The 25,433-nt window shown below is 66.2% G+C and carries 24 protein-coding genes and 2 pseudogenes; 13 read left to right on the forward strand and 13 right to left on the reverse strand.

Annotation, left to right across the window (positions count from 1 at the left end):
• Window positions 1–15: 15 nt before the first annotated feature.
• The gene (locus tag C6Y44_RS13310) at window positions 16–663 is read left to right on the forward strand and encodes a pyridoxamine 5'-phosphate oxidase family protein (RefSeq protein WP_225623556.1); all 648 of its coding nucleotides are present in this window, start codon (window positions 16–18) and stop codon (window positions 661–663) included.
• Window positions 664–687: 24 nt separating this feature from the next.
• Here the strand turns inward: C6Y44_RS13310 and C6Y44_RS13315 are convergent, their stop codons facing one another.
• Complete coding sequence (locus C6Y44_RS13315; RefSeq protein WP_120282699.1) at window positions 688–1,971, reverse strand: competence/damage-inducible protein A; 1,284 nt, start codon at window positions 1,969–1,971, stop codon at window positions 688–690.
• Between the two features lie 24 nt (window positions 1,972–1,995).
• A pseudogene (locus C6Y44_RS13320) lies at window positions 1,996–3,335 on the reverse strand (adenylate/guanylate cyclase domain-containing protein).
• Between the two features lie 168 nt (window positions 3,336–3,503).
• Between C6Y44_RS13320 and C6Y44_RS13325 the strand changes: the two are divergent.
• Genes C6Y44_RS13325 through C6Y44_RS13340 form a run of 4 tightly spaced genes read left to right on the forward strand, consistent with a single transcriptional unit; the run spans window position 3,504 to window position 5,890 of the window.
• Window positions 3,504–3,938 carry a hypothetical protein gene (locus C6Y44_RS13325; protein WP_225623557.1) on the forward strand — a complete coding sequence of 145 codons (435 nt, stop codon included), beginning with the start codon at window positions 3,504–3,506 and terminating at the stop codon, window positions 3,936–3,938.
• Window positions 3,935–5,164 carry an NRAMP family divalent metal transporter gene (locus C6Y44_RS13330; RefSeq protein ID WP_120282702.1) on the forward strand — a complete coding sequence of 410 codons (1,230 nt, stop codon included), beginning with the start codon at window positions 3,935–3,937 and terminating at the stop codon, window positions 5,162–5,164. The genes C6Y44_RS13325 and C6Y44_RS13330 overlap by 4 nt, the downstream gene beginning before the upstream one ends.
• Window positions 5,161–5,556, forward strand: coding sequence for a hypothetical protein (locus tag C6Y44_RS13335; protein ID WP_120284285.1), 396 nt, complete (start codon window positions 5,161–5,163; stop codon window positions 5,554–5,556). Before C6Y44_RS13330 ends, C6Y44_RS13335 begins: the two co-directional genes overlap by 4 nt.
• The gene (locus C6Y44_RS13340) at window positions 5,543–5,890 is read left to right on the forward strand and encodes a hypothetical protein (RefSeq protein ID WP_120282703.1); all 348 of its coding nucleotides are present in this window, start codon (window positions 5,543–5,545) and stop codon (window positions 5,888–5,890) included. Before C6Y44_RS13335 ends, C6Y44_RS13340 begins: the two co-directional genes overlap by 14 nt.
• A gap of 491 nt (window positions 5,891–6,381) precedes the next feature.
• Here the strand turns inward: C6Y44_RS13340 and C6Y44_RS13345 are convergent, their stop codons facing one another.
• The 3 genes from C6Y44_RS13345 to C6Y44_RS13355 form a co-directional block, all read right to left on the reverse strand.
• Window positions 6,382–7,152 (reverse strand): helix-turn-helix domain-containing protein, encoded by a 771-nt coding sequence (locus C6Y44_RS13345; protein WP_026061934.1) that lies wholly within the window; start codon window positions 7,150–7,152, stop codon window positions 6,382–6,384.
• A 311-nt stretch (window positions 7,153–7,463) separates the two neighbouring features.
• Window positions 7,464–8,720: an IS701 family transposase gene (locus C6Y44_RS13350; RefSeq protein WP_106199178.1), complete on the reverse strand. Its 1,257-nt coding sequence runs from the start codon at window positions 8,718–8,720 to the stop codon at window positions 7,464–7,466.
• Window positions 8,721–8,794: 74 nt separating this feature from the next.
• Window positions 8,795–9,496 (reverse strand): SIMPL domain-containing protein, encoded by a 702-nt coding sequence (locus tag C6Y44_RS13355; protein ID WP_016696376.1) that lies wholly within the window; start codon window positions 9,494–9,496, stop codon window positions 8,795–8,797.
• A 193-nt stretch (window positions 9,497–9,689) separates the two neighbouring features.
• Between C6Y44_RS13355 and C6Y44_RS13360 the strand changes: the two genes are divergently transcribed.
• Window positions 9,690–9,962 carry a GlsB/YeaQ/YmgE family stress response membrane protein gene (locus C6Y44_RS13360; RefSeq protein ID WP_019289453.1) on the forward strand — a complete coding sequence of 91 codons (273 nt, stop codon included), beginning with the start codon at window positions 9,690–9,692 and terminating at the stop codon, window positions 9,960–9,962.
• 69 nt (window positions 9,963–10,031) lie between these two features.
• Here the strand turns inward: C6Y44_RS13360 and C6Y44_RS13365 are convergent, their stop codons facing one another.
• Window positions 10,032–10,451, reverse strand: a complete 420-nt coding sequence (locus C6Y44_RS13365; protein WP_016696375.1) for a glutaredoxin domain-containing protein — start codon at window positions 10,449–10,451, stop codon at window positions 10,032–10,034.
• 117 nt (window positions 10,452–10,568) lie between these two features.
• Between C6Y44_RS13365 and C6Y44_RS13370 the strand changes: the two genes are divergently transcribed.
• The 3 genes from C6Y44_RS13370 (at window position 10,569) to C6Y44_RS13380 (ending at window position 12,756) form a co-directional block, all read left to right on the forward strand.
• Window positions 10,569–11,249: a phosphatase PAP2 family protein gene (locus C6Y44_RS13370; RefSeq protein WP_225623558.1), complete on the forward strand. Its 681-nt coding sequence runs from the start codon at window positions 10,569–10,571 to the stop codon at window positions 11,247–11,249.
• A gap of 325 nt (window positions 11,250–11,574) precedes the next feature.
• Window positions 11,575–11,757, forward strand: a complete 183-nt coding sequence (locus tag C6Y44_RS13375; protein WP_225623559.1) for a hypothetical protein — start codon at window positions 11,575–11,577, stop codon at window positions 11,755–11,757.
• Window positions 11,758–11,856: 99 nt separating this feature from the next.
• Window positions 11,857–12,756: a phosphatidylinositol mannoside acyltransferase gene (locus C6Y44_RS13380; RefSeq protein ID WP_016696372.1), complete on the forward strand. Its 900-nt coding sequence runs from the start codon at window positions 11,857–11,859 to the stop codon at window positions 12,754–12,756.
• A 34-nt stretch (window positions 12,757–12,790) separates the two neighbouring features.
• Here C6Y44_RS13380 and C6Y44_RS13385 read toward each other — a convergent pair whose 3' ends face one another.
• Complete coding sequence (locus tag C6Y44_RS13385; protein ID WP_225623560.1) at window positions 12,791–13,768, reverse strand: DUF6920 family protein; 978 nt, start codon at window positions 13,766–13,768, stop codon at window positions 12,791–12,793.
• A 414-nt stretch (window positions 13,769–14,182) separates the two neighbouring features.
• Between C6Y44_RS13385 and C6Y44_RS13390 the strand changes: the two genes are divergently transcribed.
• Together C6Y44_RS13390 and C6Y44_RS13395 are read left to right on the forward strand one after the other, a co-directional pair.
• Window positions 14,183–15,082, forward strand: coding sequence for a CPBP family intramembrane glutamic endopeptidase (locus tag C6Y44_RS13390; protein ID WP_157788937.1), 900 nt, complete (start codon window positions 14,183–14,185; stop codon window positions 15,080–15,082).
• A gap of 129 nt (window positions 15,083–15,211) precedes the next feature.
• On the forward strand, window positions 15,212–15,820 hold the full coding sequence (locus C6Y44_RS13395) for a hypothetical protein (RefSeq protein ID WP_159418248.1): 609 nt from the start codon (window positions 15,212–15,214) through the stop codon (window positions 15,818–15,820).
• A gap of 673 nt (window positions 15,821–16,493) precedes the next feature.
• Here the strand turns inward: C6Y44_RS13395 and C6Y44_RS13400 are convergent.
• The gene (locus C6Y44_RS13400) at window positions 16,494–18,011 is read right to left on the reverse strand and encodes a DUF4389 domain-containing protein (protein ID WP_145692025.1); all 1,518 of its coding nucleotides are present in this window, start codon (window positions 18,009–18,011) and stop codon (window positions 16,494–16,496) included.
• A gap of 339 nt (window positions 18,012–18,350) precedes the next feature.
• On the opposite strand from C6Y44_RS13400, the gene C6Y44_RS13405 reads away from it, so the two are divergent.
• Window positions 18,351–18,959, forward strand: coding sequence for an Rv1733c family protein (locus tag C6Y44_RS13405; protein WP_225623561.1), 609 nt, complete (start codon window positions 18,351–18,353; stop codon window positions 18,957–18,959).
• 47 nt (window positions 18,960–19,006) lie between these two features.
• Here C6Y44_RS13405 and C6Y44_RS13410 read toward each other — a convergent pair whose 3' ends face one another.
• The 3 genes from C6Y44_RS13410 to C6Y44_RS13420 all read right to left on the reverse strand — a co-directional run bounded on the left by C6Y44_RS13410 (window position 19,007) and on the right by C6Y44_RS13420 (window position 21,392).
• Entirely contained in the window at window positions 19,007–19,348 is a 342-nt protein-coding gene (locus C6Y44_RS13410) for a hypothetical protein (RefSeq protein WP_192378459.1), read from the reverse strand.
• Between the two features lie 84 nt (window positions 19,349–19,432).
• Window positions 19,433–20,833: a wax ester/triacylglycerol synthase domain-containing protein gene (locus C6Y44_RS13415; RefSeq protein ID WP_159418247.1), complete on the reverse strand. Its 1,401-nt coding sequence runs from the start codon at window positions 20,831–20,833 to the stop codon at window positions 19,433–19,435.
• A gap of 4 nt (window positions 20,834–20,837) precedes the next feature.
• Window positions 20,838–21,392, reverse strand: a complete 555-nt coding sequence (locus C6Y44_RS13420) for a CBS domain-containing protein (protein WP_159418246.1) — start codon at window positions 21,390–21,392, stop codon at window positions 20,838–20,840.
• 209 nt (window positions 21,393–21,601) lie between these two features.
• Here C6Y44_RS13420 and ppsA point away from each other — a divergent pair, with 209 nt between their 5' ends.
• Window positions 21,602–23,902: a phosphoenolpyruvate synthase gene (gene ppsA / locus C6Y44_RS13425; protein ID WP_159418245.1), complete on the forward strand. Its 2,301-nt coding sequence runs from the start codon at window positions 21,602–21,604 to the stop codon at window positions 23,900–23,902.
• A gap of 13 nt (window positions 23,903–23,915) precedes the next feature.
• Here the strand turns inward: ppsA and C6Y44_RS13430 are convergent, their stop codons facing one another.
• Both C6Y44_RS13430 and C6Y44_RS13435 read right to left on the reverse strand, forming a co-directional pair.
• The gene (locus C6Y44_RS13430) at window positions 23,916–24,131 is read right to left on the reverse strand and encodes a hypothetical protein (protein WP_159418244.1); all 216 of its coding nucleotides are present in this window, start codon (window positions 24,129–24,131) and stop codon (window positions 23,916–23,918) included.
• A gap of 59 nt (window positions 24,132–24,190) precedes the next feature.
• Window positions 24,191–25,279: pseudogene (locus C6Y44_RS13435) on the reverse strand (TerC family protein).
• Window positions 25,280–25,433: the final 154 nt, after the last annotated feature.

A 25,433-nucleotide genomic window follows, 5' to 3' on the forward strand; every position in this document is an offset into this window, starting at 1 on the left:
GGCGAGGAGATCGGTATGGGGTCGAGGTATCACCATCTGGCGTTCGGCCCGCAGGCGGTGGCTCGTCAGGAAGCTGCAGGCAGCATCGTTGCCTATGGCGCCGACCTCGACGAACCCGATCAAGGACCTCAATTGTTGGGCGACCGCGAACTCGCTCTCGTACGCGAAAGCTTCCAGTTCCACATGGCGACGGTGACCCCGAGCGGATGGCCCTATGTCCAGTACCGCAGTGGACCCGTCGGGTTCCTGCACCACCTCGGTGGGCAGACGATCGGGTTCGCGGATCACCGAGGCAACCAGCAGTTCGTCTCGGTCGGGAACATCGCGGCCACCGGGAAGGTCGCGCTGTTCCTCGCGGACTTTCCGCTGAAGAGGCGGTTGAAGGTCTTCGGTACCGCGCGGGTGGTCGATGCGGACGACGACCCGCAGCTTCTCGACCGACTGCGCGATCTCGGAGACGGTCGGAGAATCTCGGCGCGATGCGAACGAAGCATCGTCATCGAGGTCGAGGCCTTCGACTGGAACTGCTCACGGAGCCTGATCCCCCAGTACACCGACGAAGCGGTCCGCGCCCGGATCCGTCCCTACATCGACGAGATCAACGACCTCCGAGCCGAAGTGGATTCCCTCCGGGCCCGCTTGGAGGCGGTAGGAGAGAACTGACGGCCGCCGAGGGTCCGCGCAGGCTCAAGCCCGGCCGAGCCGTGCGACAACCAGATGCAGTGCCGCCGTGGTGGTCAGAGTCCTGACCCGTTCGCGGTCTCCGGGGAAACGGCGGGTGACCGTGTACGTCGGTCGTCCCTCGATCGCGACGCCGAAGCACACCGTGCCCACCGGCTTGGCGTCGGTTCCACCGTCGGGGCCGGCGATCCCGGTGGTGGAGACCGCGACGTCGACCTTCAGGCGACGTCGGGCACCCGCGGCCATGGCTGCGGCGACCTGCTCGCTCACCGCGCCGTGCTCCGCGATCATCTCGGCCGGTACGTCGATCAGATCGGACTTCGCGTCGTTGGAGTACGAGACCACGCCACCCATGACATAGGCCGACGACCCGGGACGGTCGGTGAGCCGCGCAGCGACGAGTCCGCCGGTGCACGACTCCGCAGTCGCGATCGTGCGGCCGTCGAGGGCGGCGATCAGCTGGTCGTCGATGGTGGAACCGTCGGTCGAGAATATCTGGCGGCCATGGTGTTCGGTGAGGACATCGAGAAGACGGTGATAGATGCCCGCGTTACCGGAGGCGACCCGCGTCACCATGTCGAGTTCGCCGTGGCGAAGGCAGGTCGTGATCTCGAGGCGATCGAGGCCGGTGATCTCTGCTTCGGCCCGGCGCAGCGTCTCGGCGAGTTGTGCCTCGTGCAATCCGTAGGCACGCACGGTGTGCTGCTGCAGGTCGTCGGCTCGCGACAACACGTTGGCGACCGCAGGGGAGGCGACCGCGCTCGGCCACATCGCCTGCAGCTCACCGGGCGGTCCGGGCAGGATGACGATGGTCGGTACCGGCCGATCGCCGGCGATCGCGGGGATGACCACGCCCGGCGCTGTACCGGTGGGCGGCAGGGCGGTGGCACCGGCGGGCACGTGCGCCTGCTTGCGGATACCGATGCGCGTCGGCCCGGCGTCGAGATCCGGGGTGTCCGGGCGGAAGCGGCGAATGACACCTGCGATGTGTTCTTCGAGTTCGGGATCGAGCAACAGTTCGCGATCGCAGAACTCCGCGACGGTGGGGACTGTGAGGTCATCGGCGGTGGGACCGAGGCCCCCGCTGGTGACGATGAGGTCGACGCCCTGCTCGGCGAGAAAGCGCAGCTGTGCGGTCAGGTCGGCGGGCCGGTCACCGCAGATCGTGATGTGAGCGACGTCGACGCCGAGTCTCAGGAGTTGGTCGGACAACCACGGTCCGTTCTGGTCGGCGATCCTCCCGGTCAGTACTTCGGTCCCGGTCACGATGATTCCTGCACGCACGCTCACGGTGCCGAGCCTAGTCGGCGACGATCATCGTGGGCGCCTCCCTGCTCTGTTGCGACGGTCTGCAAAGCGGGCGAGTTCACGAAGCATGCCGGGAGCCCGGCGCGCCAAGGTCAGTACTGCCCGGTCCGAGACGGTCGGGCGTGGCGGCAGCGCAGGCTGTGCACGACGGGCCCTGGTCGTCGCCCTGAACACCTGCACCTGACCGGGCACACCTTTGAGTCGATGCCTGCCCAGGTCGGTGAAATCGAAATCTCCGCCGACCGCAAGTTCGCGCACCGCCTGTGAGCATCGCACCTCCCCAGGCCCGGAGGAGGCAGCGATCCGCGCTCCGATGTGGACCGTCATTCCGGTCAACCCGGGACCGGCGCGGGTCACCGACCCGACATGCACACCGGACCGAGTCTGTCGTGGGCGCCCAGCAACCGTGCGAAGCGGCTGTCACCGACCTCCGCGAGCAGATCGGTGGAGCGGACGACATCGGTGAACAGAACCGCGCCCAGAAACCGATCCGCGTCGACCGGATGGTCCGAGCCGCTGACGAGTTCCTCCACGTGGTCGAGAACAGGGATCAGCACTTCACCCAGCGTTGCGCCGACCGGGATCGGCGGCAGCTCGTAGAAGCGGCCGTTCGGAATATCCGCGGCAACTCTGCGGCCGGCCTCTCGGGCGAACAGAGTGTCCGGCTGGTGCAGGACCTTCGTCGGGCATTGGATCGCCGGCAGAATCGAGGAGTAGTTCGCGCGGAGGGCCCACTCGAGATGTTTCTGGGCTGTTCTCGGTGTGGCGGAGCAACGTTCGAGCAGCGCCATGATCCGTCGGTTGTGTGGGACATCGAGGGTCGGGTGCGTCAGGGACGTGAGTTTCCCTTGACCCCAAAATGCGTACGCATCCCGATACGACTCGACGAACCGGTCTCGCTCGTCAGCAGTCCATCCTGGTGGCGGATCGCCGTCGGACAGCAGGGTGTCGGCCCAGGGTTCGGCGAGGATCAGTCCGGAAATTCGGTCGGGGTGCCGAGCGGCTACCAAGGCGAGGGGCCCGCAGGTGCTGGCCGCGCCGACGAGCGTGGCTCGAGAGACCTCGGCGTCGTCGAGCACCGCGACTACGTCGTCGGCCTGCTCCTCGAGCGTGGGGACGTGCTCGACGGGATCGGACAGTCCGAATCCGCGGCGCTGGAAGAACAACGAACGCGCGAAGCGGGCGCAACGTTCGAAGTTGTAGTGGAAGTGTGGATCGGTCCACATCAGGTCCGGATGCATCATGTCTTCGAAGAACCACGCGATCGGATGTGGCCCCTCGCCCACGGCCTGATACGCCACTGCGTTGCCGTCGCGCTGGATGTACCGCGTCACGGGCGGATCCATGGGAACAACGATAGGCGCCGGGTCGACAGCGCGACGAGTGTCGACACTGTCGAAACCGACCGGCTACGGAAACCGGCCTCTATCGTGAGGTTGGTGAGGAACGCATGGTCTTCACGGCGCGTCTCGCGGGAGACGGGTAGACGCCGGAGCAGGGGTGCGCTGCTCCATGTGGTCGCTGCAGCGCTGCTCCTGGGTGTCTTCGCATCCGGGTGCGCTTCGATACGCGGCGGGGTGGAAGGCGATTTCGGTCGGGCAGCGCAGCAGATCGGTTCGGCAGCGGTCTCGGCTCAGTTGAGCCTGCAGGTTTTCGCCGACGGTCGCAACACCACCGCCGCCACGGACACCGCACTGTCGGACATGCTCGAAGAGGTCGACCAGGCGGTCTCGGCAACCGCGGATCGAGAGGTGGACACCCCCGAGCAGGGCGACCTGCGCGCCGAGGTCCTGCAGGCGGCGAACACGGTTACCGGACAGATCATCCGGGGTCGAGACATCGTTGCGGGAGTCGGCGGGCAGCCCGAACTGACTACGGTCGCGGCCGAGCTCGGACGTGCGGGTACAGAGTTGCTCGCGCTCGGAGACCGTCTCGAGGCGGCCGGATGAAAAGACTTTTTGCCGTCGCTCTCGGCATCCTCACCGCGATCGGGGGATTCCTCGATATCGGTGATCTGGTCACCAATGCAGTGGTGGGTGCGCGTTTCGGGTTGTCGCTGGCCTGGGTGGTGCCGGTAGGGGTGCTGGGAATCTGTGTATTCGCGCAGATGTCCGGTCGCGTCGCAGCGGTCAGCGGCCGAGCCACTTTCGAGATCATTCGCGAACGCCTCGGGCCGCGCATGGCAGTGGCGAATCTGAGCGCGTCGTTTCTGATCAACCTGTTGACGTTGACCGCCGAGGTCGGTGGTATCGCGCTGGCGTTGCAATTGGCGAGCAGTGTGAACCCGAAGATGTGGATTCCGGTAGCCGCCCTGGCGGTGTGGCTGGTGATCTGGCGGGTGAAGTTCTCGGTGATGGAGAACGTCACGGGGGTGGTCGGACTGTGCCTGGTCATGTTCGCAGTGGCGGTGTTCCTTCTCGGTCCGGACTGGGGGCAGCTCGCGGACCAGGTGTTCACTCCGTCCCTGTCGGACGGCGAAAACCTGGCCGCATATTGGTACTACGCGATCGCGTTGTTCGGTGCGGCGATGACTCCGTACGAGGTGTTCTTCTTCTCTTCCGGCGCAGTGGAAGAGAAGTGGACGGTGCGAGATCTGGCGAAGTCCCGGCTCAACGTTCTGGTCGGATTTCCCCTCGGCGGCATCCTCTCGGTGGCGATCGCCGCACTGTCGGCGATCGTGCTGATGCCGGGTGGGGTAGAGGTGTCCAGCCTGTCGCAGGTGCTGATTCCGGTGGCCGAGGCGGGAGGGAAACTGGCGGTGGCGGTGATCATCCTCGGGATCGTGGCGGCCACGTTCGGCGCGGCGCTCGAAACCGCACTGTCCGGGGGCTACACCCTGGCGCAGTTCCTGGGGTGGTCGTGGGGCAAGTTCCGACGCCCGGTGGAGGCGGCACGCTTCCACCTGACCATGCTGGTGTTGTTGATCGTCGCCGTCGGTGTGCTGATGACGGGGGTGGACCCGATCCTGGTCACCGAGTACTCGGTGGTGTTCTCCGCGATCGCCCTGCCCTTGACGTATCTACCGGTTCTGATCATCTCCAACGACCCGCAGTACATGGGCGAACATGTCAACGGTCCGGTCGTCAACGCGATCGGTACCGTCTACCTGGTGATCATTGTCGCCGCCTCGGCAGCGGCGATACCGTTGATGATCGTCACCGGAGCAGGACAATGAGCAGATCAGAGCACCCAGCCGGCACCGACCGAGACGGTCGGCTGATCGATGCCCGCCTGCACCTGCTGGACCGGCAGATCCTCGACTGTGACGGCGTACCGGTGGCCACGGTCGATGACATCGAACTCAGCGGCATCGAATCCGACGGCGTCACCTCGTCAGCACCGCGTGTCGAGGCGATCCTCACCGGCTCAACCTTGATGACTCGGATCTTCGGGGGCCGTCTGCCCCGAAGCCGCTTGCATCGCATCAAGTGGGACGACGTTGCCGAGGTCGGTATCACTCTCCGGCTACGAGTGCGGTCCGAGGCCTTAAATGCGACGTGGCCCGAGCGATGGGTACGGGACCAGATCATCGGCCGCATTCCCGGGGGCAGCCATGCTCCTGACTGATCTGCTCGACCTGCCTGTCCACGAGCACAACGGCGACCACGTCGGGTGGGTGTGCGATATACGTTTCCGCATCCCTGCTCGTCCGCCTGAATCGGACCGTGGGGGAGTGCTGTCGCCGGAGGTCGTCGGCATTCTCCTCTCGCCTCGCCGGCGCGGCTCGTACCTCGGATTCGAACGCACCGATGTGCGTGCCCCGGTGTTGCTCGCTCGGTGGATCCGGTGGCGCCACCGCGGGACCTGCCTGGTTCCGTGGTCCGATGTCGATCGCGTCGAGGACGGGGCTGTCGTGCTGGACGCGCACTATCGTCGGGAATCGCCGCTGTTGAGCCGCTGACAGATCACGCCGCAGCCTCGACGATGCTGGGCGGAGTTACCATGCTCCGGCGGCGGCACGCCGCTGCTGCCGACGCCCGCCTTTTCCGTCGTGACGTCGCCTTGCCGGTATCCGCTGCGCACGTCGACGCAACGCCAGCTCGTGCTGCAAGCGCTCCGCAGAAAGCTTGCCCGGACCGTGAATGCTCGTGCCGTCCGGCCGTTCGATCGTGGTGGCCATCGCCGTATTTCTCCTCGAGAATCTCGAAATTCGTCAGCGCCCAGTAGTACTCCTCGATGAGTACTGGGGCAACGGAATTTTCGCCCTCACCGCCGAGGACGAACGAACACCGAGTCGACGGCCACTTCGATACGGGTTCCCGACATCATCACCACCCCTCGCCGTCGATAGCTCAGCGAGACTGTCTGCCGCAGAACGTCACCTACCTCTCATGAGACAACCATCCATCCGACCGGTGAACGGAATTCGGCCGAGCGCCTTTGCCTCGGATCTCAGGCCGCGGCCGGTGCTCGACATCCACACCGCACGGCACGCCCCTGCTCGTCGTCGGGAAGCCACCCGTACTCGTCGCAGTCGCCGCACTTCGGTTGGAGGACAAGGGGCGTCGGCAGCGACCGCCATAACGGCAACCATCCGTGCGCCAACCGCATCGGATTGCCCGGTCTGTGCACGGAATTCGCTGCCGCAACGAGAGCCGGCACACCATGCGTGGCGACGAGTGCTTCGATCGCCGCTGCCGCATCGGGTTTGAGGTAGACGAAGGTTGCGGTGAGTCCGGCCCGTCTGCAGGCTGCCGCAAGCTCGACCACCGCCGGACCGAGCGGTGCTTTCGTGACGCGCGGTGTGCGGTTGGTTTCCGTCCTTGGTGTATCGGTACTTGAAAGAGCGCCTGGGTCTCCGATGTCCGCGCTGCCGCGGGTCGGATTCTCAGGCGCCGGGTCGGTGACGGGACGTTCGTAGATGGTCTGGATGGTGATCCACTGGCCGAGCTCGTTCTGGATCTTCTCGCGTACCAGGTAGCCGAGGTCGGCGAGCTCGCGTAAGGCCGATCGGATGGCGTCGCGACCTTCTTTGGGCGACTGTGCCGCGATCGAGTCGGCGCGGGTGCGCCAGTCATCGGGCTTGGACAGCAACCAGACGAGCACGCCCCGCGCGCGGAAGGACAAACGCTCGTCGGTGATGACGGCATTGCTGAGGACGGTGAAGTTGGCGGCAAGGCGCGGTCCACGACGCACGCCGCCGGCCAGGGTATTCTGACCCACGTTCGACTCCCTATTAGTCGGACATCCGGCCCGTCGGGAGTTGCAGCTCCTGGCGGGCCTTATTCGATTGTGGCCGCGCGGATCGGCGGCGTGCTGGCATCGTGCCACCTTCTGTACAAGGCGCGCAAGGAATCAAGCGGGGGGTGCTCGAATTTCGGTGTTCTCGACCTCGCTGAGCGGGGTCCGGAACACCGAATTTTCACCGGCGCTAGTAGTACTTTGTTAGGTTGGGAAGGTGTGGTGGCAGGTCGGGCAGGTGCCGATCCAATAGGCCAGTGCGCGTTGGAGTTCGCGCACGATGCCGTAGAGGGTCAGTCCCGCCCGACCGCTTTTGGGTCGGTCAGCCGCAGGGACGTCAGGAACAGGTGCGCGGCGGTGACGAGCGTGACGTGATGGTGCCAGCCGAGCCAGGAACGCCCTTCGAAATGATCGAGGCCGAGACCGGTTTTCAGTTCCCGGTAGTCGTGTTCGATGCGCCAACGGATCTTGGCCAGACGCACCAACTCCGACAGCGGGGTGTCCTCGGGCAGGGTGGCCAACCAGAAGTCGGTGGGGGCGGCCGCTCCGGCCGGCCATTCGGCGAGCAGCCACGCCTGGGGCAGGACGCCGCCCTCGTCGCGGGGAATGGTGCGGTTGGCCGGGCGGATCCGCAGTGCCACGAAGCGTGAGCGCATCGCCGCGGCCGGATTGGCCGGGCCGGTCTTGGTGCCGCGGCGCCAGGGGATCTCGGTCAGTGCTTCGACGCCGGCCGCCAGGACAAGATCTTTGCAGGTCACCGCCGCCGGGTAGCGCCGGGTCGGTGGCCGGCCGCGGCCGGAATACGGGGCGGTGGCCGGCACCGCATCGCCCGGGTGGGCGAGGGTGGCGCCCTTGACCGCGACGACGTAGGTCAGGTCGCGGTCGGTCAGGCCCTGCCGGAAGGTGGCCGAGTCGCCGTAGCCGGCGTCGGCGACGATCACCGGTGGGGTCCGGCCCCACGAGATCAGCTCGTCGAGCATCTCGAGGGCCATGACTGCCTTGGTGCGATAGCGCTCCTCGTCGGGAATCGCGTTGCGTCGCCGGCGAGCGATGATCGCCGAGGCCGTCTCCGGATCGTCACACCGCTGATCGTCCCAGCTCTCGGGCAGATACAGCCGCCAATCCAAGGGTGCGGACGCGGTATCGGTGGCGGCGTGCACACTGACGGCGACCTGGCAGTTGCCGACCTTGCCCAAGGTGCCCGAATACTGCCGGGCCACACACGGTGAGGCATTGCCGTCCTTGGCGAATCCGGTGTCGTCGATCACCCACGCATCCGGCGAGATCAGATCACACGCTTTGCGGGACAGTGTTTTCCGGACCGGTACCGGATCCCATGGGGAGGTGGTGACGAACTGCTGCAGGCGTTGGTGATCGACTCCGAGGCGGTCGGCCATCGGCTGCATCGACTTGCGGCGCCCGTCGAGCATCAACCCCCGCGTATATATCCCGGCCGTCGCCCGCTGATCCTTGCGTTTGAGCGAGGAGAACACCTGCTCGACGAACGCATCGAGGCGCTCACCAATATCGGCCAGGGCTGCGGCATCCACCCGGCCATCGTCTCGGAAACCTCACCGAATCTCGAGGCCTCGCAACAAGAAGTGGTGAACCTAACAAAGCCCTACTAGGGGGAAGCTTCGAACCGCGCCTCGACGTCGGCGGTGAGGGTGACGCGGTCGGGTTCGAAGACCAGCTCGGGTTCGGCGGACTCGGGTGCGCTCATCGCATCCGAGCGCAGCATCGCGGTGCGCATCATCGGAGCGCCGCCCGCATGGACGGGTGAGGGCTGGGAGCCGAGCATGCCCGGATCGGCGATGGCCACCGCACGAACCGTGTCGAGACCCAATGACGTCGTGTACGCCTTCGCCTTGTCGAGGGCGTCGCGGACGGCGAGGTCGCGGACCTGGGCGAGTCGCTTCTTCCGGGCCTTGCGGGTGATCCACCACTGGAGATCGGCCACGGTGACCACCTCGAGTTCGGCGACCCGTTCGATGAACGCGCCCACAGCGTCGAACTGGTGGAAGGTGACGGTGATCGACGCCGAGGAGTTGTACACCCACGGTCGGTTCTTGCCTTCGCGGTTGAACGGGCGCCGCCGGCTGTGGCGTACCCGATCGAAAGTCCACCGCTTCACCGGGCTCGGGGTGCGCTTGCGCAGTTCGGTGACGAGATCGGTGATGGTGGCGACGGCTGCGGTCACCGGTTCGGCGGCCTGCTTGCGCGACGAGCCGTCGGCGTGCACCCGCAACACCACCGTGCACCGGTTGGGTGCGACGGTGCGCTCGGCGTGACCGGTGACGGTGATCGTGACGAGAGGCCGGGTCATGCGCACGAGTGTGCCAGCGCAAGCCGACCCCGTCGGGCAGACGGCACGTGCCGTAGTCGGAACCGTCGAATCCGACCTTCCGGACCTCGCAATCGTGACACTCTGAAGTTGTCAGAAGTGAGAGGTGTGACTGGTGGGACGACTGGGTATCTGAGTTGAGTCGAACTAGCCAGTGTTCACGAAAGGACTGCACATGCTCGGACTCGGAATCCTCGGTTGGATCATCATCGGTGGTCTCGCCGGTTGGATCGGTAGCAAGATCATGGGCACCGACGCCCAGCAGGGCATTCTCCTCAACATCGTCGTCGGCGTCATCGGCGGCTTGATCGGTGGTTTCCTGCTGAAGGTCTTCGGCGTTGATGTCGAAGGCGGCGGACTGATCTTCAGTTTCCTGACCTGCCTCCTCGGCGCGGTCATCCTGCTGTTCCTCGTCAAGGCCGTCACCGGCCGGGGTGTGCGCCGCTAACCGCTCTGCATCAACGAGGTCCCGGATCCACACAGGATCCGGGACCTCGTTCGTGTCGGCGTCGGTTCGTCAGACGAGTTGATTGCGGAGCCAACGGGGGTCGGGATTGGTATGCGACACATCGCCGACGAACACCGTCGGCACCGTCTCGTTCCCGCCGTTGACTTCCCGGACCCGAGCGGCCGCAGCGGGATCCCGCCAGATGTTCACCCAGATCGCGCGACGCGCGCGGGTGCGCAGGGTAGCGCGCAACCGGATACAGAACGTGCACCCCGGGCGCCAGTACACCACCGGAACGCCGCGGGCTGCGGCGTCGCGACGGGCGGTGGCGTCGTCGACGTGATGGGGGAGGAACAGGGGAGAGACGACCCAGGCGAGGGCGAGGAGCAGTACTGCCGTCACCACCGAGGTCACGTCGAATGCGCCGGTGAGCAGAACGACGGCCGCGACGGCCACCATCGCTGCGGAAAGGATCCAGGTTCGCCACACCCCTGTGAGCCTAGTTCCGTCGAGCCCTACCGAAACCTGCCGAGTGAGACGCACGGCGGAACCCGCCCGACCTGCCGGTCTGCAGCCGGTCGAGATGGCGCGATAGCGTATTCGGTCATGGTCGTCACCGAGAGTTCACCTCCTGTATCCCCGCGGTTGGTCCGCTCGATGTTCATCCCTGCCGTAGGGGTGGCGCTCGTGCTGACTCTTCTCGCGGCGGCGACGGTGCCGATGCGCGACCGCCTGTATCTGTCCGTAGCCCAGACCGTCGAGGGATCCTTCCTCGGACCGCTCGCAGGTCTCGTCGCCGACAAGGGGTTGCTCGTCCTTGTCGCCTTCACCGGTGTGCTCGCGGCATGGCTGTGGCGGAACGATCGCCGCGGCTTCGGCACCCTCGCCGTCGGCGGCACCGGTGTCGTGGGTGCCTACCTGTCGAGCGAACTCGTCAAGCTCGTGGTGACGGAACCGCGACCGTGCCGCGCACTCGGCATCGAGACGGTGCTGGAATGCCCCGAAGTGGGTGACTGGTCCTGGCCGTCGAACCACTCCGTCATCGCGGCGTCGTTCGCCACGGCGTGTGTCCTCGCGGCTCCGCGTCTGATCTGGCTGGTCGCTCCGCTCGCCGCAGTGCTCGCCTTCTCTCGGGTGACGGTGGGGGTGCACTACGTCCACGACGTGCTGTCGGGTATGGCGCTCGGCGTGTTGGTGGTTGCGCTGGTCGTCGTGGTGCTTCTGCCGTTCGCGTCGCGGCTTCCGATCCTGTCGCGCGAGGCACCGGCGGTCCCGCCCACCGAGTAGGCGCACCGAATACAGCACACCGAATCCGGCTGTCGGCAGAGCAATCTGCAGGCAGCCGGATTTTTGTTCGCAAGTTGGACGGGGCGGGCGTGGTTCGTTACCGAGGTCCCTCGGTCGCTGCAGTGGACCCGGTTTGCACGACCATCGGCTCTGCATCGGGCCGGCGGTCGTTCTCGACGATCCGGACGACGTATCGGTCCCCGACCCGTCGGCCGAGTCTTCGCCTCATTTCGACTCTGTTCTTGCTCAGTGGGAGTACGACGGCGTCGAGTACATCAGCCGAGTGAGTCTCGAGGGCCGCGGCCGCACGGGAGAGACAGTCCGCATGGGGGTCGACGAGACGGGCAACTACATGCCGGTTCCCCGCACCGGTACCGAGAATGCGGTCACGGCGCTCGGTGCGGCTCTGGTGATTCTCGTCCTCGGCACCGTGGCATGCTCGCTCACGCTGTTCGGCGTCCACGTCGTGATGAACCGGCAGAGACTGTCTCGGTGGGACCGTAAGTGACAGGAAGCAGGACGACTCCCGGGGTGGCCGATCGGGTGAACGTCGCGCAGCGCCCGTCGTGATGGTCATCGTTGTCGACCTCCGCGTTCGGGGTACTCGATGCGCATGAAGGATCGGGCCTGGGATCTCGCATACGCCGCCGGTTGGTGGGCGGTATGCGCGCTACCGGAGGAGCCGGCGAGGCGCTTGTTCGAGATGGCCGCGGATCGAGCGGCCCGAAACGGCGGACCGATCCAACTACGCCGCAACCTCGCTCGGGTGTTGTCCACCACTCCCGATCAGGTACCGGATGAACTCGTACGCGCGAGCCTGCGTTCGTACGCGCGATATTGGTGCGAAGCGTTCCGCTTGCCGTCGATGGATCCGGTACGGCTGGCCGAGACCATCGACTCCGCGGCCACCGGTCTCGAACATATCCATACGGCCGTCGCGCGTGGGCGCGGCGCAGTGTTGGCGCTTCCGCACAGCGGAAACTGGGACCTAGCGGGAGTGTGGATCGTACAGCGGATCGGCACACCGACCGTCGTCGCCGAGCGGCTGCAACCGGAATCGTTGTTCCGCCGCTTCGTCCGGTTCCGTGAAAACCTGGGTTTCGAGATCATCCCGCTCACCGGCGGCACTGTCCCACCGTTCGAACAGCTGGCCGTCCGGATCCGGGAGGGACGGTTCGTCGGACTCCTCGGTGAACGGGATCTGACGGGAACGGGCGTGCCGGTCACCTTCTTCGGCGAACCGGCCTGCATGCCGGCCGGCCCGGCCAAGCTCGCGATCGATACCGGCGCACCGCTGCTGCCGGTGCACTGCTGGTTCACTCCGGGCGGATGGGGATTCCACGTCGACGCACCGATCGATACCGCAGGCGGCGTCCACGCCACAACCCAGAGGCTGGCCGATCGGTTCGCGGCCGGTATCGCCGCGCATCCCGCCGACTGGCACATGCTGCAATCGGTGTGGACGGCCGACCGGCGGGACCACACACAGACACCCGGCAGGGAGTGACGACGCCGGTTCTCGCGGCTGGCCTCGTAGACCGTCAGAAGAAGTCGGCAGAGGTGATCTCGGCGCGGAAGAACTCGCCGTCCCCACCGGTACCCGTGTCCCAACTCGCGCGGATCCGCGAGGCGATCGTCATGCCGCCGAACCGGCGTTCGGCCTCGACCGCGACGATGAACGGATACCGGCCGAACTCATGATTGTCGGGGTTGCCCCATCGCAGCATCCGCACCCCGCACAATGCCCCGTCATCGGCGACATCCAGACGCACGGTCTCCTTGTGGCGGTCCACCGTCCAGGTCGCCGAGGCGACGAATTCGTCGCCTCGCCACCGTGCGAGTGGAAACGATGTGGGCACGAAAATGCTCTCTCCGGCCAGGCGACCGGCCGCACTGTCGCTGACATCCGGACCATCGGCAGACATCACCGGGATGATTCCCCCGATCCGCCAAAGCATCTCGCCACACCCGTCGGTGAAACGATCGTACCCCGACACGGGCATCGGGCCGATCCGAGTGGTCGCAGCCCAGATGAACCCCGTCGCCGGAGCGAGGAGTTGGACGGCGGTGAACGGTCGCCAGGAGCCGAGTCTGATCTCCCCGGAAATCTCCAGCCGTGCAGCTGCGGCCATCGGCGTGCCCTCGGCAACGGCATGATCGATCCAACGCCGCGCAGCAGGTGGCAGGGATGCGGTCATTGCCGGCGCGAACCGCTTACCGGTGCCCTTGACCTCGGACAGAGCGCGCCAGTGTGCGCCGACATGATGAGCGGCGCACGGAACAGCTGGTGCACGGCCTATGCGCACGAATCCTCCACCGGTCGGCTCGGCCCTTGACGATGCTTCGCTCGGACTCGGTGCTTCATCGGTGGGGTGGGCCGATACTCGCTGATTCCAGCACATTATGCCCGGCCCCGTGTCCTTGCCGATGGAATAGTCGATCGTCGCGCTGTAGGAAATCTCGGTCGGTCGCGGGTGGCGTCGCGGGGTAGACGGTCGTCCGAGACGGAAGAGGTACACATGCGCGCCACGGGTTGAGGACGCCGATTGTGGGGATGGTGGCTTTCGTCGCCGGCGCGATAGTGGTAGCAGTCTCAACCGAACTAGGTTTCGCGGGCCGGGACGCGAACGGTTCGGCGTCTCGGCGTCGCATAGCACGAATCGACTGGTCGGCTGAGGGTGTTTTACACGGCCGTTTCATATATGTCGGGCCGGAGGCAACGAATCCGAGTCGAGAGTAGAGCGGTTGCGCATCTGCTGTGTGCAGCATCCAACCGTGTCGTCCATCGCGCAGGCACACGACCTGGCTTCGCGACTTGGGCGCCGATTCTCGGAAGTCACCGACCCCGAGGGGTGTCGACTCGACGAATCCCGTTCCGTGTCACGCGAGGGCACGGGCAATGAAGCAGGAATTCGACGTCTCCTCCATCGTGCTTGTCGATTTCCCGCGGCATTGCTCGATGTCGGCGGAACGGGGCTTTCACCCGCCGACCGCTGACGTTCGCGACTTTCCAGATTACGCCCGGGACGGCGGGTAATAAGGACGGCATGACGAAATTGAATGCCGCGAGTCCCATCTGGCATGCGTTGGTGTGGATAGCGGTCTACGTGCTGCTTGCCAACATCGGCGACTGGATCTCCGAACTCTTCGACGAGCCGAATCTGGCGACCGCGCCGCTGTTGGCTGTGCTGTCGGTCGTCCTGTTCGCATACGTGAGGCGGAACGGCTGGTTGCGCTACTACGGTCTTCGCGCCCCCACGAGAGACGATTTCGCGGGCACGGCATGGTACATACCGTTGGGTGTCATCGTGGTGCTGCAGTACGCCAAAGGCTTTCGCAGTGATCTCGACCCGACCGAGGTGCTGCTGATAGTTCTGTTGATGGTTAGCGTCGGATTCGTCGAGGAACTGATCTTCCGGGGCTTGCTGTTCCGGGCCGTGCTCACGAACGGCACTCTGACCCGGGCCGTGCTCATCTCGGGCATCACGTTCGGTATCGGGCACGTCGTGAATCTGGGGCGGGGATTCACGATCGCCGAGCAACTCGTTCAGATCGGTTTCGGGGTGGTCCTGGGGATCGTGCTGGCCTTGCTGTTCGCTGTGACCGGCACCATCGTTCCGCTCATCGTGTTCCATGCGCTGTTGAACATCAGTGGAAACGTGACGGCGCCCAGTTCCGACGCCGACCTGGTCCTGTTGGCTGTCACGGCTGTCCTCTGTGCTGGGTACATCGCGTATCTGGTGTCCGTGCTCCGGCGGCGAGGGGCTCGAATCGGGACCGAACCGGCACCGCGGCCGGGCCCGGTCGATCGGGACCACGGCCAGGTACGGTAACGACATTCGTCTCGAAGGGCAGGTGCTCACCCTGCAGAGCAGTGGCGGCTGCGTCGGGCCTTCGACGATCTCAATGACCCCGGCGCGAAAAGCGCCCGTTGCGGCGCACGATGTTCCTATCGTGGAGCGGTGACAGGAACCGAATCCGACAACCCCGCTACCGGTGATCTGCTCGATGTCTATCTACCGACCTACGATGTCGTGCTGACCGAACACCTGACGGTCGAAGCCGATGTGTCCGCCACCTACCGGGCCGCGCATGATCTGGATTTCCTGCGGGTCCGCACCCCATTGCTGACCGCGGCCTTCTTCGTCCGCGGACTGCCCGCCCGTCTCGCCCGCCGACCGGCGCCAACGCTGCCTGAGCTGCGCATGTTCGCCGACCCCTCGTCGGCTGGGTTACCCGGCTGGCTGGTCCTGGGGCAGGTACCCGATCGGGAGATCGCCTTCGGTGCGGTCGGTAAGTTCTGGCAGCCCGACATCGAATGGCGCGACGTCCCTCGCGAGGAGTTCGCGGCGTTCGACGACCCAGGATGGGGAAAGATCGGTTGTCACTTCCTGGTGCGACCCAACGGCGCGAACCGCAGTGTGCTCAGCTACGAATGCCGCACGAGCACGACAGATCCGCGCTCACACAAGCAGATGATGCGGTACTGGTGGCTGATTCGGCCGTTCGTCGGTCACATCATGCGTGCCACCGTGCGCACCATCGCAGCCGATGCCCGCCGAGGCACCTGATTTCCCTTGTTCCACCCGGCAGCCACACACGGGGAAGCCCACGGTGCGCGTGGCGCGGACTCTGCTCACCGAGCCCTCATCGAGGCAAGGGGGCCATGCGGTTCTGAGGCCGGCATGCCGACCCGATTGCGCGGGATCGTCTCGAATCGCAAGGCCGAGAACCATCCCGATTCCCGCCCCATAAGCGATGCCGAGGCCCACAGCGTTGTCGAGGACACTGGGCTCGATTGCCATGTACCCGGACGATACGGCAGTGGGCGAGCAGTCGGACTCCATGCTGCATCGACAGTCGGAGTCAATGGTCCACAGGCACGCGCATGATGGGACCGAAACGCGGCCGCACGAACCACCAGAGGCACCTGCGCGCCGTCCTGGACCGCAGATCGGGGGTGACCGCAGCATCCGTTGCCGACCGCACCGAAGCCGCGTCCGTAGGGACGCCTCATGAATGGGCGCCGATCTTGCCCCGATTCGCTCCGCACGTATCCCCTCGTGCTCGAGGAGCGGGGTTTGCGTATCGACCCGAAAGCTCTCCGGATCGTCCACGAGCGAGGTGCCGACATCCGGAGAGATGCGCGAGAGGCCTGATCCGGTACACCGATCCTCGGTCGTGCTCGGCAGCGTCGGGGCGGACACGGTCGCTGGTGCGGCGCATCGAGTGTGGACCAGAACGTCACAGACGCGGTGGTTCGCGGGTTGACAAATGGTCCGGGACCGACGAGGAGGCGGCCGGTCCTGGCGGTGGGGTGGTGTCGGCGCGCTCTCCCGGGTCGTGCGGGCCCTGGTCGAAGTGGAAGGGAGGATATTCGTCGCGCATGAGCGCGGCATAGGCCCACACGCGATATAGCCAGCGGTTGATGCCCATGACGAAGTCGAACAATCCCCGGGGATAAGTGCCGGTGAACAACACCGCCAGTGCCGCGAACAACACCAGCACGCCCAGCAGTGAACCGAACGCCCATGTGCCGTTGCCGGTGGCGTTGTCAGCACCGTTGCCGGTGGCGATCCCGATGCTCCAGCCGCCGAGCCATCCGCCCGCCAGCACTGCGAGGACGAGGTAGTGGGGGATGGCCAGCAGCCACCACTTGATCAACACCAGTCCGCGGGAGAGTCTCTGGGGGTAGTCGACCTCGAGATCGGCCGGGTAGTCGGTGCGGTGCAGGCTGAACGGGGGGTAGCGGTCGGTGCCCAGCGCCGAATAGGTGTAGAACGCCACCCGCCAGTTCCAGCGCAACACCCCGACGTTGAAATCGAACAGGGCACGGGGATAGCGGCCTGTGACCACGATGGCGACCCCGGCGGCTAGGGTGGCGAACACGAAGGCGACATTCAGGAAGAACAGCACGAGGTAGTGCGGGATCGCGATGATCCATTTGACCAGCCACAGCCACCGGGACAGCGGTTCGTCCAGTTCTCCGCGCAGGTGCACCGGGTACGCCCGCACCTGGTGTTGCGGTGCCGGTGTGGGCGTGGCGTCGGCGGCACCGTATGCCGGCCGGTGCGCAGGTGGGGGTCCGTGACGGCCGAGTCCGATCGCCCCGGCGAGCAGCAGGGGCAGTCCGAGGATCAGCAACACCACGGCGCCGGCCAGCGCCCCCAGCGCGAGCGGTCCGAGCAGGTCGATGTGCGCCCCTGCCTGCAGGCGGACATCGACTCCCGGTGAGCCGTCGGCATTCATGACCACGACGGTCCAGCTTCCCTCACGTACCGGCCATTGGGCCTGCTGGGTTCCCGCCCCGACGGCGGTGGCGTCCCAGAAGGGTTGCTCATTCGGTGCTGCGGCGGGCTCGTCGCCGGGGATCTCCCGGTAGTCGGCGTCGAAGGGATCGAACTGCACCTCGGTGATGACGGTGTGCGCGACGTTCGCCAGATAGGCCTCGACGTCGCGGGTGGGGCCGATTCCGACGAAGATCTCACGCTCCGGTGCGGTGGCCGTGGCGCGCACGAGGAAACGGCCGATGTCCTGGGTGCGGAAACCGGGCGGGGCCGGTTCGTCGAGGAACAGATCCACACGTTCGGAGAGCAGCGCGCTGGAGGCGGTTCGGAACGTCTCGGTGGGGGTGGTCAGATATCCCTTGTCCCGCTGGATGACGTACAGCACCCCCAGGATCAACGCGGCGGCCCCCAAGAGCATGCCGAGCAGCGAGAGGATTGTGCCGACGACGAGCAGGACGACTTTGCCGGTCTTCACGGATTGGCCCTCCAGACGACAACGACGGTCGGGGGAGTCGTCGGGTCACTGGAGGAACGACTCCGGGACTGTGCACTGGTGCGGTGGGGCACGCAGAGGTGACGGCGCGGCGCCCTCGGCGGATTTGTCGGGGGCGTTGCCGGTGGTCGGTCCCAGCGTATGTCGCACAGGTCAGTGCCGGGAAGGGAACAACGGCTCTACCGAATCGTGCCCGGCGTTCGGTGGCCACCGGGCGCGCCCATGGAAGCGACCAATGGCTCTACAGCAACGGCGGTAGACGGTCGACACTGAGGACAGAACAACACCGAGGACAGGACAACGGATGTCCCGGAGAGTGTGATGAGTCGCAAGGATCCGGTAGTGATTCGATGGTGGCGCCTGCGGCCGTGGAGCCCGAATCCGCTCATGCGCGGCAGTGACCGGATCGAGACCGTCGCAGTGATCTTCATAGTGGCCGCCATGATGCTGCTCGTGCCCATTGCCGGTGCGATCGGAACCGTCTCGTATGCGCAGCTGACCGAACGATCACATCAGGCGATCACCGGGGCCCAGCAAGTGCCGGCACTCGTGGTCGACAACGATGCGGGTGCAATGTCGGTGCGGGACCCGGTATCCGAGACTTCGACAGGACTTGCCCCTGTTCTCGCGCGTTGGGAGGCGGCGGGCACAGAGCACACCGGTCGGGTGAGACTCGAGACCCGCGCCGAGGCGGGGGAGACTGTACTCATCTGGGTCGATGAGGACGGCAACTACAGGCCGGCGCCGCGTACCGGAACGGAGAACGCGATCGCGGCGCTCGGAACAGCTTTGGCGTTTCTCGTCCTCGGAACGGCGGGATGCGCACTCGTCCTGTTCGGGCTGCACTGGGTGATGAACAGACATCGGATCGTGCGGTGGCAGCAGGAGTGGCAACAGGTGCGCCGTTCGCCGGGGTGGCACATCGGTTGAGGGCACCAAATGGCGCAATTCGGACCATGGGTGCGCTTCCCAAGTTGTCACCGGGATGCGCCAGGCGTGCTCGGCCGTTGGTAGGTCACTTCCCACGGCTGCGCTCCGTGGTCGACCGGGCGCCATCCGTCCCCTTCGATGCGGTGTTGTATTTCGGCGAGGCTGTCGTCCATCCCGGGTGCCCACTGGTCCTGTGGGGGTACCGTTCCCCATAGTCGGGGGACGGGGAAGGCGGCACCGCGATAACGTGCTCGGCCGTCGACGACGCCGACGAACCGAATGTAGGCGTTACCCGACTGGGAGGACAGGGTCGCCAGAAGCGCGGCCCACCAGTGCCGGGCCCCGACTTCTTCCAGTTGGAGTCGCAAGGTCTCGGTCTCGGGAGACATGCATCGGTCCTGTGTCTGTCGCGTCGTCGTCTGCCGCGTGACCCAAAAGACCCGCATGTGTGCCGGTCCGGTGATATCTGCTGGTTACGGTGCTGTTGGGTCTGCGGCGTCGGCGAGGTGGTGGAACTGTTCGTGCAGAGCCGTGGTGAGCTCTTCGAGGTCGGGGACGAGATCCGGATCGACCATGATCGTCACCGTCAGTGTGCCCGCATAGGACAGTGCCACGAAGGCGACAGCGATGTTTCCGGTGCTGACGATCAGCGGCACGATCGAGGTGACCGGCGCGTGGGCGATCGTCAGCGGCGTGGGTGGGCCCGGCAGGTCGGACAGGAACGAATTGACCAGCCGCTGCCGGTCGATGAACCACCGGAACATCCCGGTGGCGGCCAGGGCCCGGAACCACGGACCCATCACCGCGGCTGACCCACCGCGCACGGTCGCCTTCTGCAGTCGGGTCCTGTGGGCCACGGCCACCAGACGCTGTGTCGGTGTCCCGACCAGCGGTACCCGCACGGGCATGACCCCGACCTGATTGCCCAACTGGCCACCGGCGGCAGCGCTACGAGCGGACACCGGTACCGAGATCACCAACTCCGACGGGCGCTCCCCGCGCCTGCGCAGGACCGTGGCCAGGGCGCCGCTGACGGCCACCAGCAGCACATCGTTGACCGTCGCCGCCCCGCATCGCCCCACCCGGCGGAGGGTCTCCAACTCCATCTCGGCCGTGCTGACCGCACGGCGAGCACCGGTGGGGGCATTGAACGAACAGCGAGGTGCACGTCCACCGGTGCCGCGCCCGAGTTCGGCCCACGCTGCCGGAATACGGGCGAGGGTCCATGGAAGATGGCGCAGCATCCGCAGACGTTCGGTGAGGTTGTCGACGAACAATTCCCGATTCCGGGGCCGCTCGGAAATCGAGACAGGGTCGTCGGTGGGTGCGGTGGTGTGCGGGCCATCGACGAGGTGCGCCAGAATCGCCAGACCTCCGATCCCGTCGGCCAGCACGTGGTGCAGCACCATCACCACCGCCACCCGGCCGTGGGGATCCGCGATGTCGGTGACGACGATCGCACGCCACAACGGCCGCGTTCGAGGCAATAGCCGGGTGAGCGCGTCCACCGCCAGCGACAGGACGGCCTCCCGGTCGCCGGGAGCCGGGCACCGCACCTGCGACAGGTGGGCTTCGAGGTCGAAGTGCGCATCGTCGAACCAGTAGGGACGTCCGAGCCCGCAGCCCGGTTCGATCAAACGTTGCCGCAACCGCCCGATCCGGACGAGTCGCTCGGCGAGGACGGACCGCACCGTCGCCGGATCCGGGGTGTCGATGTCGGTCTCGGCGAGGAAAAGTACCGCACCGACGTGCAGTGGTACCGGTCCGACATCCGAGACGAGCTCGGTCAGATCACCTGGACCGATACGCTCTATCTGCTTCGATCCGATCACCTTTCGCGGACCGTGCGTGTGGTTGTCTGCGCCGGGGGTCATGGCGTCAGCCGACACGTACACCGGTCACACCGGGGACCGTCTCGGCGAGCGCGGCAACGACCCGACGTTCGGACTCCTCGGCGTCTGCGCCGGAAACGTCGACGCGGCCGTCGGTGACCGTCGCCGTCCAGCGATGTGGTCCTGCGTAGACGTCGAGACGGTGCTGAACCTCGTGCAGGATGCGGGTTTCATCCATCGTCAGCAACGACAGCAGATCGCGCCGTGTCACGATCCCGACGATCTTGCCGTTCTCGACGATCGGGATTGCGCGCAGGCCGGAGCGCAGCATCGCGGAGGCGAGAGCACTGACCTCGGTCTCTGGGGTCATCGCCACCACCGGGCTGGTCATGGCATCGGCTGCGGTGCCCTCCGTTCGAGGATGGTTGTGGAACTTCTCGCGCAGCAGATCACCTTCGGAGACGATGCCGACCAGGTGTTCGTCCTCGACGACAGGCAGGGCGGTGAAGCCGGATTCGTCGGCGATGCGCAGGCAGTCGTCGATCGACGTCGTCGGGCCGACCGTGGTGACGGGGATGCTCATGATGTGCCGCGCGTGCATGCTCGTTCCTTCCGTCGACTCCAGCGTCACCGCCCTACGCGCTCGGGGGAAGAGTCGTTGGACCCCTGTCGTCGATTGCGGACCGACGTCCTTTCACCCCGCGATTCGATCCGAAGACCGCCCCCAGCGGCCTACCGTGAAACACATCCTGCCGTGCACGAGACAAAGCGCCCCTGCACTCGGCACGGCCACACTCCGGGGAGTCAACCATGGCCGAAGACAATCTGTGGGTACGACCGATCGCGGAGGTCGGCGCCGCCGACGCGCCGACGGTCGGTGGCAAGTCCGCCAATCTGGGTGAACTCACCCGGGCGGGGTTTCCGGTACCGCCGGCGTTCGCCGTCACCACCGATGCGTATCTCGACGCGATGGACGCAGCCGGCGTCCGATCCCGGCTGGCCGCCGAGGCGGCACCTGCCGCCGACATCGACGACGCCACCCTGATACGCACCTCCGCCGAGCTCGCCGCCCTGGTGACGGATTCGACCGTGCCGGCCGGGATGCGCGCGGCGATCGTCTCCGCCTACGAGAGCCTCGGTCCCGATGTGCCGGTCGCGGTGCGGTCGTCCGCTCCCGCGGAGGACGCCGCGGATACCTCGTTCGCCGGTATCCACGAGTCGTACACGAACATCATCGGCGCCGATGCCGTGGTGCGCGCGGTGCAGCGGTGTTGGGCGTCGTTGTGGTCCGAACGCGCCCGCACCTACCGAGGGCTGCGTGGGGTGACCGACGAACCGTCCATAGCCGTGGTCGTGCAGGTGATGGTGAAGTCCGAGTCGTCCGGGGTGGCGTTCACGGCCGACCCGCGCACGGGCGAACTCGATCGGATCGTCGTCGAAGCAGCGCTCGGTCTCGGTGAGGTCGTCGTCGGCGGGCAGGTCGAACCCGACACCTATGTCGTGGCGAAGGACGGCTTCGCGGTGCTCGACGTGCACCTCGGTCATCAGGAATTCCGCATCACCTCCACCGACAGCGGGGACAGTCGCGTCGCCGTCGACCCCGCGCGCCGCACCCGGGTCCTCGACGACGAGCAACTCCTGCGCGTCGCGCGCCTGGCCGCCGGAGTCGAAGAACACTACGGGCGCCCCCAGGACCTCGAGTTCGCGTTCGCCGACGACGAGTTGTGGATCGTGCAGACCCGTCCGATCACCACCCTCGACAAGCCTGCGGCGGCGGGGAACGCGACGGCGGGACCGTCTGGAAACGGTGAGGCGCGACCGTTGCTGACCGGCCTCGGTGCCGGTCCCGGTTCGGCGACCGGACGGGTGCGGGTCCTTCATGAACTGGCGGACGGCACACGCCTGACCGACGGGGAGATCATCGTTGCCCCGATGACCCGCCCGGACTGGCTGCCGATCCTGCGGCGTGCCGGCGGCATCGTCACCGACGGTGGCGGTATCACCTGCCACGCGGCGATCGTCGGACGCGAACTGGGCAAGCCCGTGGTGGTCGGTGCCCGGACCGCCACCACCGATCTGCACGACGGGCAGCTGATCACCGTGGACGGCAACGCCGGTGTGGTGTTCGATGGGGCGGTCCACACCGCCGAGCGGCCCGTCGCGGCGGTGTCCGCGCCGGCGACATCGACTCTCTCCGCCGAGACTGTCACGGCCACAGCGGTCTACGTCAATCTCGCCACCCCCGACGCCGCGGAGGCGGTCGCCGCGACCGATGTCGACGGCGTCGGTCTGCTGCGCGCCGAGTTCATGATCACCGAAGCGCTCGCGGGGGAACATCCCTCGCACATGATCGCGCAGGGCCGTCGCAACGAATATGTGGAGAAGATGGCGGGTGGCCTCGCGCGGATCGCGGCGGCGTTCGCACCGCGTCCGGTCGTGTACCGCGCGATCGACCTGCGCAGCAACGAGTTCGCCGACCTCGAGGGCGGTGAGGTCGAACCCCACGAAGAGAACCCGATGATCGGCTACCGCGGATGCTTCCGGTACATTCGGGATCCGGAACTGTTCTCCCTGAATCTCGATGTGCTGCACCGGGTTCGGAGCACGCACCCGAACGTGCACCTGATGATCCCGTTCGTGCGCACCCGCTGGGAACTGCGGGACTGCCTCGCCCAACTCGACCGGCATCCGCTCGGCTCCGACCAGCGTATGCTGCGCTGGATCATGGCCGAGGTCCCGTCGGTCGTCTACTGGTTGCCGGAATACGCGAAGCTCGGCATCCACGGTGTGTCCATCGGAACCAACGACCTCACGCAGTTGATGCTCGGGGTCGATCGGGACTCGGAGGTGTGCAAGGACCTGTTCGACACCCTCGACCCCGCGGTGCTCGACGCGATCGATCACATCATCGAGCGCGCGTCGGCCGCGGGACTGACGACGTCGCTGTGCGGTCAGGCCGTGTCGACGAGCACCGACCTGGCGGAACATCTCGTCCGGCGCGGTATCACCTCCGTGTCGGTTACGCCCGACGCCGCGGCGCAGACGAGACGGACGGTGGCGCGAGCGGAACAACGCATCCTGCTCGACCGCGCCCGCCGCGCGCAGGCGTGAAGATCGGCGCCCTCTACCCGGTGGGCACTTCGACAGAGCGTCGATACGTCAGATCCCATGCCTCGGATCCGAGAGCGACCTGTTTCCAACCGTCGTTTTCGATCTGCCGCTGCGGGTCGGCGAGACTCGCGCTCAGTCCCGGAGTCCACTTCTCCCACAAACGCACCCCACCAATGCGAGCTCCGACCTCTTTCCGCTTCACCAGTAGGGTCTCGATGTCGTCGAGCATGTGAATGTCCTCCCCGTGCCTCGCTGACATGGTGGCACGCGAATGAATCCTTGTTCCGGTCAGTTGTCGGAGCGGGTCGCCGAAGTCCGAGACTCGGTGTCGTTGTCGGTGTCGGTGTCGTCCGGTCGAGCCGGGAAACGTGTGCGTGTCCGCGTCCATAGGGGTGCTGCGGCAGCGAGTTCCGCCGCAGTGGCGCTGCGGAACGGAGTCTCAGTGACCGGAGGGGCCTGACGTCCCCGGCCGCGGGTGACGTACAGACTCGCAGCAACGGAGACGCCGATGATCGTGGTCACCACGGCCAACGAGATCGTGGTGGGGATGTAGAACACGTCGATCTTCAGTGCCATCTTGATTCCTACCCAGACGAGTACCAGCGCCAGGCCGACCTTCAGGTAGATGAAGCGGTGGATCAGATCGGCGAGAAGGAAGTACATCGCTCGCAGGCCCAGGATGGCGAACGCGTTGGCCGTGAATACCAGGAACGGAATGTCGGTGACCGCGAAGATCGCCGGAATGGAGTCGACGGCGAAGACGATATCGGTGACCTCTACCAGTACCAGCACCGCCAGCAGGGGAGTGGCCAGCAGTGTGCCACCGATCCGAACGAAGAACTTCTGCTCGTAGAAGGCGTCGGTCATCGGTACGTAGCGGCGGAACAGGCGTAACGTGCGCGAGCGTTCCGGATCGAGGTGCTCGTCGCGGCGGCGCAGCATCCGACAGCCGGTGACGATCAGGAATGCTGCGAACAGATACAGGATGGCCCCGAAACTGGCGATCAGCACCGACCCGGCAGCGATGAACAGACCACGGAAGACCAACGCTCCCAGTACCCCGAGGAAAAGCACCCGGTGCTGCAACCGGCGAGGAACCGCGAAGTACGTGAAGATGATCGCCCACACGAAAACGTTGTCCACCGCAAGGGACTTCTCGATCAGGTACCCCGCGAAGTACTGCCGGCCGAACTCCGCGCCGGCGTTGAGCTAGATCAGAACACCGAACCCGATCCCGAAGCCGACCCAGACGGCCGACCAGACCGCCGCCTCGCGTACCCCGATCACATGGGCGCGGCGGTGGGCGAACAGGTCGATCGCAAGCATGGCCACGATGAAGCCGAGCACCGCGGCCCACGCCCAGAACGGAACAGTCATCGACACACCTCCGGTTCATGATCAACCGGAGGTCTTTCCCGCCCGCCCGAGGCGGGCCCGTTCGCCGGGACCGGATCACCGGGCCGTCGTGACGACGAGACAGTTGGGGGATACTCCCCTCCATTGGAGACCAGTGAAGCCGATCCGGCGGAGT

The organism is Rhodococcus rhodochrous (genome assembly GCF_014854695.1).
Classification (GTDB): Bacteria; Actinomycetota; Actinomycetes; order Mycobacteriales; family Mycobacteriaceae; genus Rhodococcus.

Excerpts from the sequence above, each read along its gene's own strand:
- C6Y44_RS13310 (WP_225623556.1), top strand. The coding sequence starts at position 16 with ATGGGGTCGAGGTATCACCATCTGGCGTTCGGCCCGCAGGCGGTGGCT.
- C6Y44_RS13330 (WP_120282702.1), top strand. The coding sequence starts at position 3,935 with ATGAAAAGACTTTTTGCCGTCGCTCTCGGCATCCTCACCGCGATCGGG.
- C6Y44_RS13335 (WP_120284285.1), top strand. The coding sequence starts at position 5,161 with ATGAGCAGATCAGAGCACCCAGCCGGCACCGACCGAGACGGTCGGCTG.
- C6Y44_RS13340 (WP_120282703.1), top strand. The coding sequence starts at position 5,543 with ATGCTCCTGACTGATCTGCTCGACCTGCCTGTCCACGAGCACAACGGC.
- C6Y44_RS13355 (WP_016696376.1), bottom strand. The coding sequence starts at position 9,496 with ATGACCCGGCCTCTCGTCACGATCACCGTCACCGGTCACGCCGAGCGC.
- C6Y44_RS13360 (WP_019289453.1), top strand. The coding sequence starts at position 9,690 with ATGCTCGGACTCGGAATCCTCGGTTGGATCATCATCGGTGGTCTCGCC.
- C6Y44_RS13370 (WP_225623558.1), top strand. The coding sequence starts at position 10,569 with ATGGTCGTCACCGAGAGTTCACCTCCTGTATCCCCGCGGTTGGTCCGC.
- C6Y44_RS13375 (WP_225623559.1), top strand. The coding sequence starts at position 11,575 with ATGGGGGTCGACGAGACGGGCAACTACATGCCGGTTCCCCGCACCGGT.
- C6Y44_RS13380 (WP_016696372.1), top strand. The coding sequence starts at position 11,857 with ATGCGCATGAAGGATCGGGCCTGGGATCTCGCATACGCCGCCGGTTGG.
- C6Y44_RS13405 (WP_225623561.1), top strand. The coding sequence starts at position 18,351 with ATGAGTCGCAAGGATCCGGTAGTGATTCGATGGTGGCGCCTGCGGCCG.
- C6Y44_RS13410 (WP_192378459.1), bottom strand. The coding sequence starts at position 19,348 with ATGTCTCCCGAGACCGAGACCTTGCGACTCCAACTGGAAGAAGTCGGG.
- C6Y44_RS13415 (WP_159418247.1), bottom strand. The coding sequence starts at position 20,833 with ATGACCCCCGGCGCAGACAACCACACGCACGGTCCGCGAAAGGTGATC.
- C6Y44_RS13420 (WP_159418246.1), bottom strand. The coding sequence starts at position 21,392 with ATGCACGCGCGGCACATCATGAGCATCCCCGTCACCACGGTCGGCCCG.
- ppsA (WP_159418245.1), top strand. The coding sequence starts at position 21,602 with ATGGCCGAAGACAATCTGTGGGTACGACCGATCGCGGAGGTCGGCGCC.
- C6Y44_RS13430 (WP_159418244.1), bottom strand. The coding sequence starts at position 24,131 with ATGCTCGACGACATCGAGACCCTACTGGTGAAGCGGAAAGAGGTCGGA.